An 8,138-nucleotide genomic window follows, 5' to 3' on the forward strand; every position below is an offset into this window, starting at 1 on the left:
ACCCGGGAACGCCGCGCACTCGACGCGCTGGATGAAATCAGAGGGAACCGGTAAGATGCGTCAGACTCAGAACACTATCTTGCGCCGGATCGAGCCATCCTGCTGCCCGCGCTTGAGCAATGCCTCGATATTGCGCAGTGAGAGCGAGGCGACAACCGGTGTTGCCACAGAGGATTTCAGGAACCGCGCGAACATGACGTTTTCGGTCGACAGGCTGCGCACAAGCTGGGGACTGTTCCCGAAATGGTCGAAAATGGTCTGATAAATTCCGATCAGCCCGTCCGTCGCCGAACCGGGCCCTTTGATGGGGTGCAGCTCGGCTTCCCTCAGCTCTCCGAGGAGTTCCTCCAGAACGGCAACATAGAGCCCGCACTTGTCCCCGAAGTAATGATTGATCATGCGCATGTTCACGCCTGCTGAACCGGCAATCGCGTCTACGGTCGCACCGGTAAAGCCGTGCCCGGCGAACATTCCCGTTGCCGCAGTCAAGATGCGCCTGCGCTACGGGTCTCGGGTGGTCCCTGCCTTGCGCGCGGCCATGCTGGTCGCTCCTCTTGATCCACCGGTCCATTCGAATAGTTGTCTTGAGGATCACAGGCAAGCAGGGCGCATCCAGCCCGGCTCGCCAAGCTGCTCCGTTCAGCCATCACATTGTTTCATTCGCGTTTCAAAGGGGCAGCTGAAAAAGTCGCCCGCCTCCGAATGTTCAGACAAGAGACCGGGAAACTGTGCCGCGGCACGCTTTCCACAAGCCCTGTCCCGGGCGACCAGCCCGGGACGCGCCCGACCCTCCCGCGGGAGGGCGCATTGCAACGCTGCAAAAAGCTCAGTTCATGGAGGGGTTTGGCCAGCATAAACCGCATTAACCCCAAGGTCCCAAAGCGCCCACCCAGGGTCAGGCGCGTCCCTTCGCTCCGGGGTTCGATGTAAGAACAGGAACAGTTTTCCTGACAGGCGCTGCCCATCTTTCTTTTTCAGCAGCCTGCCAAGCGGCCATGCAAGCGTCCGGAGATGCTGAAACCTTTGATCTTGTTCCATGTTTGGCCGAAACAGAAAACCCCGGTGGGCTTGCAAGTTACCCTGTAGGTTCGATCAAGTGTCGCCGTCCTGCAATCGGCGGTTCAGCCAGCCGATCATACTCTGGGCTTCGGCCTCGTCAAGCACCTCGGTGTCCAGCATCTTCATCGCCCGCAATGCGTGAACGACAAGGAACGCGACCGTGGCGAAGTCAGGGTCCGTTGAATCGGCACGGATGCGTGCAAGAAAATCGCGTTCGCGTGCACGGATCGGATCCAGAAGCTGGGGGTTTTCGGCCAGCGCGGCCAGCAGGCCCGATGCTGGTGGTTTCTGACGCGCGGCTTCTTGCAGGAACTGATCCATATAGGCGGTGATCGCAGCATTCGGGCGGCCAGTGGCCTCTTCGGCGCGCAAAGCCGCATCAAGGCGTGACAGATGATGGGCAACCAGTGCCTCGAGCAGCTTTGACTTCGAAGGAAAGTGATACAGCAGGCCCCCTTTTGATACGCCCGCTTCCGCAGCGACGGCATCGAGCGACAAGTTGCCCGGGCCCAAACGGCGCGCCACGGCCTCTGCAGCGTCCAGCAGGCGCATTCTGGTATCTGCCTTGCGGCTGGGGGCTGTGTCGTGGGTCACGTCAGGATCCTGCATTGACTGTACCGGCTGGACGGTATAGTTGCGCCTGACAGAATACAAGCCCCCATGGTGGACCTCTCAATGACAAAGCGTTTCATTATCGCAATTCTGCTGCTTGCGCTGGTCGGGGGCGGGCTGGTCGGCTTCAACCTGTTTCGCGACCGGATGATCGCGCAGTTTCTGGCAGACCGGCCTGTCGCGGCGTTGCCTGTCGAAACGGTCGTGGCGGAAACAACGACCTGGCAGCCATCGCTGAGCGCGATCGGCACGGTCAACGCAGCGCAGGGCGTGGAACTGACGGTCGAGGCGGCAGGGATCGTGCGCGAGATCGAATTTGCGGCGAATGAGGACGTTCAGGCGGGTCAAACGCTTCTGCGGCTTGATGATGAAATGCAGCAGGCTGATCTTACCGCCGCGCGCAGTCAGCTTGACCTGGAACGCGCCACTCTTGCCCGCGAGCAGGAGCTGCAAACCCGCGGCGTGGCCAGTGAGGCACGGCTTGACCAGACCCGCGCCGCCTTTGAGGCAGCGACCGCGCAAGTGGCGCGTGGCGAGGCCGCGGTTGCACAGCGCCGCCTGATAGCCCCTTTCGATGGAACGATCGGCCTGCCCCGCGTGGATCGCGGGGCGTATGTCTCGCCGGGGACCATTGTGGCAACGCTGCAGGATCTGGACACCATGCGTGTGGATTTCAGCCTGCCCGAACAGGCTCTGCCCGCGCTGTATATTGGCCAGGGGTTGCATGTGCGCATTGACGGGGACGCGCGGGTTTTTGATGGCGAGATCACGGGCATTGATCCGCGTGTTGATCCGGGCTCCAGGATGGTTGCCGTGCGCGGCAGTGTTGACAACCCTGATCGCGCGTTGACGCCCGGCCAGTTTGCCCGCGTGCGGGTTGATCTGCCAGCAGAGGATGGGGTGATCACCCTGCCGCAGACTGCGGTGACGATCAGCCTCTATGGTGATTTCGTCTATATTGTGCGCGAACGCGAGGATGATGCCGACACGCTTGAAGTGCGGCAGGTGTTCGTCACCCTGGGGCGGCGCGACAATGGCCGGATCGAGGTTGTCGAAGGTCTGAGCGCCGGTGAGCGTGTCGTGTCTTCCGGTCAGAACCGCCTGTCGAACCGCGCCCCCGTCACACTGGCTGAAACACAGGCGCCGGAGGCCTCCCGATGAACATCTCTGCGCCTTTCATCAAGCGCCCGGTGGGGTCCAGCGTTCTGGGCCTCATGATCATGCTGCTGGGGTTCATGGCCGTGTTCGGGCTGCAGACGCGTCAGTATCCGCAAGTTGATGAAACCGTCATCACGGTAACAACCGTCTATCCCGGCGCATCGGCCGAACTGATACAGGGCTTTGTGACCGCGCCGATTTCGGCGGCTGTCGCATCGGCAGAGGGGGTCGATTACGTCACCAGCCAGTCGCGGACCTCGGCCTCGGTGGTGACAGTGCAGATGCGGCTGGGGCAGGACCCGGATGTGGCGCTGACCGAAGTCATGTCCAAGGTTCAGGAGGTGCGCGCGCGCCTGCCATCGGATGCGCAGGACCCAAGCATCGTCAAGGGCACGGGCCAGACCTTCGCCACCATGTATCTGGCCGTCCAGAACCCCCAGATGACCGCCGAGCAGGTGACCGAGTATATCGAGCGCGTGATCGTGCCGCGCATGTCCACCATCGAAGGGGTGGCCGAAAGCCAGGTCATGGGCGCCGCGAATTACGCGATGCGCGTCTGGATCGATCCGGTGCGGCTGGCAGGTCACGGCCTGACCGCGGGTGAGGTGACGCAGGCCATCAATGACGCCAATTTTCTGGCCGCGCCGGGCCGGACACGGGGCGAGCTGGTGGGCTATGCCATCACCATGGATTCCACCCTGCAGACGCCTGAAGCCTTTGGCAACCTGCCCGTGGCCGGGTCCGGATCGGAGGTCGTCCGCCTGAGCGATGTGGCCCGGATAGAGCTGGCGGCCGAATCCACCGACATGGTGGTCAGCTTCGATGGTGAGGACGGGACATTCATCGGCGTGTTTCCCAGCCCCGGCGCCAACCCGCTGGATGTGTCTGCCGCTGTGCTGGCGGAACTGCCCGCCCTGCAGGCCAGCTTGCCAGACGGCATGACAATGGAACTGATGTATGACGCGACCGAACAGATCGCGGCCTCCATCAACGAGGTCTTGCAGACCATCTTGCAGGCCACCGCCATCGTGGCGCTGATCATCCTGTTGTTTCTGGGCTCGATCCGGTCGGTATCGGTGCCGCTGGTGGCGATACCGCTATCGCTGGTGGGCACGCTTTTTATCCTGTTCACCATGGGCTATTCGATCAACCTTTTGACTCTGCTTGCGCTGGTGCTGGCCATCGGGCTGGTGGTGGATGATGCGATCATCGTGGTCGAGAATGTGCAGCGCCACATTGACGACGGCCAGACCCCGATGGAAGCCGCCTTCACGGCCATGCGCGAATTGTCCGTGGCGATCATTGCCATGCTGACAACGCTGTTTGCAGTGTTCCTGCCGCTGTTTTTTGTCGGCGGCCTGACGGGGGCGCTGTTTCGTGAATTTGCGGCGGCGCTGGCGGGTGCGGTCTTCATCTCGGGCGTCGTGGCGCTGACCATATCACCGATGATGGCGGCACGGGTGCTGCGCTCCGGCGGCGGGGAGAACCGCTTTCAGCAGCGGCTGAACGCGGCCTTCACCCGCCTGGAGCGCTGGTATGTGCGCCGTCTGGAATCCTCGCTGAACTTTGTCCCGGTTACGGTCATGGCTGTTGTCGTGCTGTCAAGCCTGACGGGATTTCTGTTTCTCAACACCTCTTCCGAACTTGCGCCGGAAGAGGATTCAGGTGCGCTGTTCTCCTTTGTCAACGCGCCGTCCTATGCAACCACCGACTATACCACCCACTATGTCCGCCAGATGCGCGAACGCACCGCCGATGTGCCGGAACTTGCGGCAAATTTCTCGATTGTGGGGTTCGGGGGGCAGACCAATTCGGGGATCATGCTGTGGGCCTTCGATGACTGGGCAGACCGCGATCGCAGCCAGGCCGAGCTGCAGCAGGACCTGCAGGCCCGTCTCGCGCCGATTGCAGGCCTGCAGGCGTTCGTCTTTGCGCCCCCGTCGCTGCCCGGTGCAGGCGGTGGGCTTCCCATCGGGCTGGTTGTCCAGTCCACAGGCGATCCGTCAGAGGTCTATGAGGTTGCCGACCGTATCCGGCGCGAAGCCGAGGCATCGGGCCGGTTCCTTGTGGTCCAGAACTCGATGTCCTTCGATACCAGGCAGGTTGTCGTCACCATTGACCGGGACCGCGTGGCCGCGCTGAACCTGCCGGCCAGCCAGATCGGGCAGACCCTCAGCCTGCTTGTGGGCGAGGGCGCCACGGCACAATTCGACCGTGACAGCCAAAGCTATGATGTGATCATGCAGGTGCCGCAGGAATACCGCGACAACCCTGAACGGCTGGGCGATATCTACCTGCGCGCCCGCTCGGGTGAGCTGGTGCCCTTGTCGGCGGTTGCCGATATCTCGACCGCCATTGCCCCGCAGGCGATCGAGCAATTCAACCAGCTGAACTCTGCCACGCTGACGGCACTGCCGATGATCGGTACTTCGACCGGCGACGGGCTGGCCGCGCTGGAAGAGATCGCGCGGGCCGAACTGCCCGATGGCTTCTTCCTGGACTACGAAGGGCAATCGCGTCTGGAAATGGCCGAGGGCAACACTGTGGCGATCGCCTTCGTGCTGGCCATTGTGGTGATCTATCTGGTGCTGGCCGCACAGTTCGAAAGCCTTCGCGATCCGTTCATCGTTCTGATGTCCGTACCGTTGTCGATTTTCGGGGTGATCGTGCCGCTCAACCTCGGGCTCGGGACGCTGAACATCTACACGCAGGTGGGGCTGATCACGCTGATCGGGCTTATAACAAAGCATGGGATCCTGCTGGTTGAGTTTGCCAATCAGCTGCGTGTGAGCCAAAGGCTGGCGCGGGCGGCAGCGATTGTCGAATCCGCGCGGCTGCGGTTGCGCCCGATCCTGATGACCACAGCCGCGACCGCGCTGGGTGTCGTGCCCCTGATGCTGGCCGATGGCGCTGGCGCTGCTGCGCGTTTCGCCATGGGGCTTGTCATCTTCTCGGGGATCACTGTTGGCACGGTTTTCACGCTCTTCGTGGTGCCGACGTTCTATGTGCTGATCTCGAAAAAAGAAACGATTGCAGCGAGTGCGATGGCGGAGAGAAAGACCTTTGGGCATCTGTCGTAGCGGGTTGCGACGTTCCGCCAGTCCTTGAATCTGCCGAACATGATCTTGATCCGGTTTCGCCGTTTGTACCGGCGCTTGTCGTATTTGACAGTTGCCTTGCGCTGCTTCCGGCCCGGGATGCAGGGGCGTATCCCCTTGTCTTTCAACGCGTCTCTGAACCAGTCGGCGTCATAGCCCCGGTCCCCAAGCAGCCACTCCACGTCTGGCAGGCTGCCCAGCAGAGCCCGCGCACCGCTGTAATCGCTGACCTGTCCGGCGGTGACAAACAGGTTCAGAGGCCGTCCCTGGCTGTCGCAGATGGCGTGCAGCTTGGTGTTCATGCCACCTTTGGTGCGGCCGATCAGGCGTCATTCGCCATTGTCTCTCGGACCGATGGCGCGACAATGGCTCATCCCCCTTTTTTCGCGGCCAGGCTGGTCGCGGTCCGGTGTGCTTTCAGGTAGGTCGCGTCAATCATCACGGCTTCTCTTCGCCGTGCTCCGCGGCCAGAAGCGTTCTTCAACTGAAAATAACTCAAACGGGAGGCCAGTATGCCGACAGGACGGCGGATCGGAACGGCGGTGGCGGCGGCCCTTGTCACGGCGTCCCTTGTCACGGTGGCGCTGGTCATCGTGGCCTTGAACCTGATGCCCGACCGGCGCGAACTGCGCGAGCCGGTGCCCCCCGTGGTCACGTCCTCATCACCGGAGTATCAACGTACTCTGGCGGGACTCTTTGGAACAAACCTTGTCGCAGGCAACCGGATCCAGACGCTGTCCAACGGGGATGAGATCTTCCCCGCCATGATCGACGCCATCGTGGCGGCGCAGGACAGCATCAACTTCGAAACCTATGTCTACTGGGACGGCAGCATTGCCGAGCAGTTTGCCCGGGCGCTGATGGAGCGCGCCCGTGCCGGGGTCGAGGTGCGGGTCATGCTGGACTGGGTGGGCTCGCAGCCGATGGATATGTCGCTGATCCACGGGATGGAGGCCGCAGGGGTCCAGGTGGTGCGCTTCCGCCCGGTGCGCTGGTACACATTGAACCGGATCAACAACCGCACGCACCGCAAGTTGCTGATCGTGGACGGGCGCGTGGGGTTCACGGGCGGCGTGGGGATCGGCGATCAGTGGCTGGGCGATGCCCGCAACCCGGCCGAGTGGCGCGAATTGCATTTCCGCGTCACCGGGCCGGTGGTGGCCGCAATGCAAGGCGCCTTCGTGTCCAATTGGGTCGAGGATACTGGCGAGATCCTGCAAGGACCGCGATACTTCCCCGAGCTTGCCCCCGAGGGCGAGACCGTTGCCCAACTGGTGCTCAGCGCCACCGGCAGCCGCAACTACATGCACATGATGCTGATGACCGCCTTCGCCGGGGCCGAGAACCATATCCGCATCGCCACGCCCTACATGGTCCCCGACGATGTCGCCAAGGCCCAGCTTCTTCAGGCCCGCGAACGCGGGGTCGAGGTCGAAATCATCGTGCCGGGCGAACATATGGACAAGGACATGGTGCGCAATGCCTCGCGCCATTTCTGGGGTCCGCTGCTGGAGGCGGGGGTCCGCATCCACGAGTATCAGCCCACCTTCATGCACGCCAAGCTGATCGTCATCGACGAGGTGTTTGCCAGTGTCGGATCAACCAATTTCGACGAACGTTCGTTCCGGTTGAATGACGAGGCCAACCTGAATGTGTTTGACCCGGATTTCGCGCGCGAACAGATCGGGCATTTCTCGCGGGACCTTGAGCGGTCGCGGCAGGTGACGCTGGAGGATTGGCAGGACCGCCCGTTGCGCACGCGTCTGGCGGACTGGGCATGGAGCTGGCTGCGCGCACAGTTCTGAACCGCCCTGCCGCGCAACGTGGAACTGCACCAGTACTCACGCGTTCGTCAGGGAACATGACCTGACAACAAGGAGATTGAGTATGGAATTCACGGGCATTCTGGGGCTGATCCACCTGGCCTTGGTGATTTATGCGGCGGTTTCGATCCTGGGCTCTCCGGCAAGCAGCGGGCAGAAGGTCCTGTGGATCCTGCTGGTTCTGATCTTTCCGCTGGTCGGGCTCATTATCTGGTTCATCGCCGGCCCGAAAAAGGCGTGACACCGCGACTGGGAATGTCCCGGTCGATGTTGAACTTTTTGGGATGAAGGGTGGCGTTGCTCTCCCTGAGCCGTAGGCTCCAGACTCATTGATATTCAAAGCCAGAAGAGGACGGTTGCGGCGAGCGCGACGGCGGAGAGGAACACT

General features: G+C 62.2%; 6 protein-coding genes and 1 pseudogene. 4 read left to right on the top strand and 3 right to left on the bottom strand.

The annotated features are described in order from the left end of the window. Positions 1-66 precede the first annotated feature (66 nt). Positions 67-489 carry a TetR family transcriptional regulator gene (locus tag HUK65_RS17560; protein WP_268839481.1) on the bottom strand — a complete coding sequence of 141 codons (423 nt, stop codon included), beginning with the start codon at positions 487-489 and terminating at the stop codon, positions 67-69. 603 nt (positions 490-1,092) lie between these two features. Further along, positions 1,093-1,653: a TetR/AcrR family transcriptional regulator gene (locus HUK65_RS17565; RefSeq protein WP_327787155.1), complete on the bottom strand. Its 561-nt coding sequence runs from the start codon at positions 1,651-1,653 to the stop codon at positions 1,093-1,095. An 81-nt stretch (positions 1,654-1,734) separates the two neighbouring features. On the opposite strand from HUK65_RS17565, the gene HUK65_RS17570 reads away from it, so the two are divergent. Beyond that, on the top strand, positions 1,735-2,832 hold the full coding sequence (locus HUK65_RS17570) for an efflux RND transporter periplasmic adaptor subunit (RefSeq protein WP_179907566.1): 1,098 nt from the start codon (positions 1,735-1,737) through the stop codon (positions 2,830-2,832). Next, entirely contained in the window at positions 2,829-5,909 is a 3,081-nt protein-coding gene (locus tag HUK65_RS17575; RefSeq protein ID WP_179907567.1) for an efflux RND transporter permease subunit, read from the top strand. Before HUK65_RS17570 ends, HUK65_RS17575 begins: the two co-directional genes overlap by 4 nt. Here the strand turns inward: HUK65_RS17575 and HUK65_RS17580 are convergent. Next, positions 5,831-6,398 (bottom strand): annotated as a pseudogene (locus tag HUK65_RS17580) (IS5 family transposase); the annotation flags it as partial. The gene HUK65_RS17575 and the pseudogene HUK65_RS17580 overlap by 79 nt on opposite strands. A gap of 41 nt (positions 6,399-6,439) precedes the next feature. On the opposite strand from HUK65_RS17580, the gene cls reads away from it, so the two are divergent. Together cls and HUK65_RS17590 are read left to right on the top strand one after the other, a co-directional pair. Continuing rightward, a complete protein-coding gene (gene cls / locus HUK65_RS17585) occupies positions 6,440-7,732 on the top strand; it encodes a cardiolipin synthase (protein ID WP_179907568.1) in 1,293 nt (430 codons plus the stop codon). An 82-nt stretch (positions 7,733-7,814) separates the two neighbouring features. Next, positions 7,815-7,991 carry a PLDc N-terminal domain-containing protein gene (locus HUK65_RS17590; RefSeq protein ID WP_179907569.1) on the top strand — a complete coding sequence of 59 codons (177 nt, stop codon included), beginning with the start codon at positions 7,815-7,817 and terminating at the stop codon, positions 7,989-7,991. Positions 7,992-8,138 lie beyond the last annotated feature (147 nt).

This window comes from Rhabdonatronobacter sediminivivens (genome assembly GCF_013415485.1).
Taxonomy (GTDB): domain Bacteria; phylum Pseudomonadota; class Alphaproteobacteria; order Rhodobacterales; family Rhodobacteraceae; genus Rhabdonatronobacter; species Rhabdonatronobacter sediminivivens.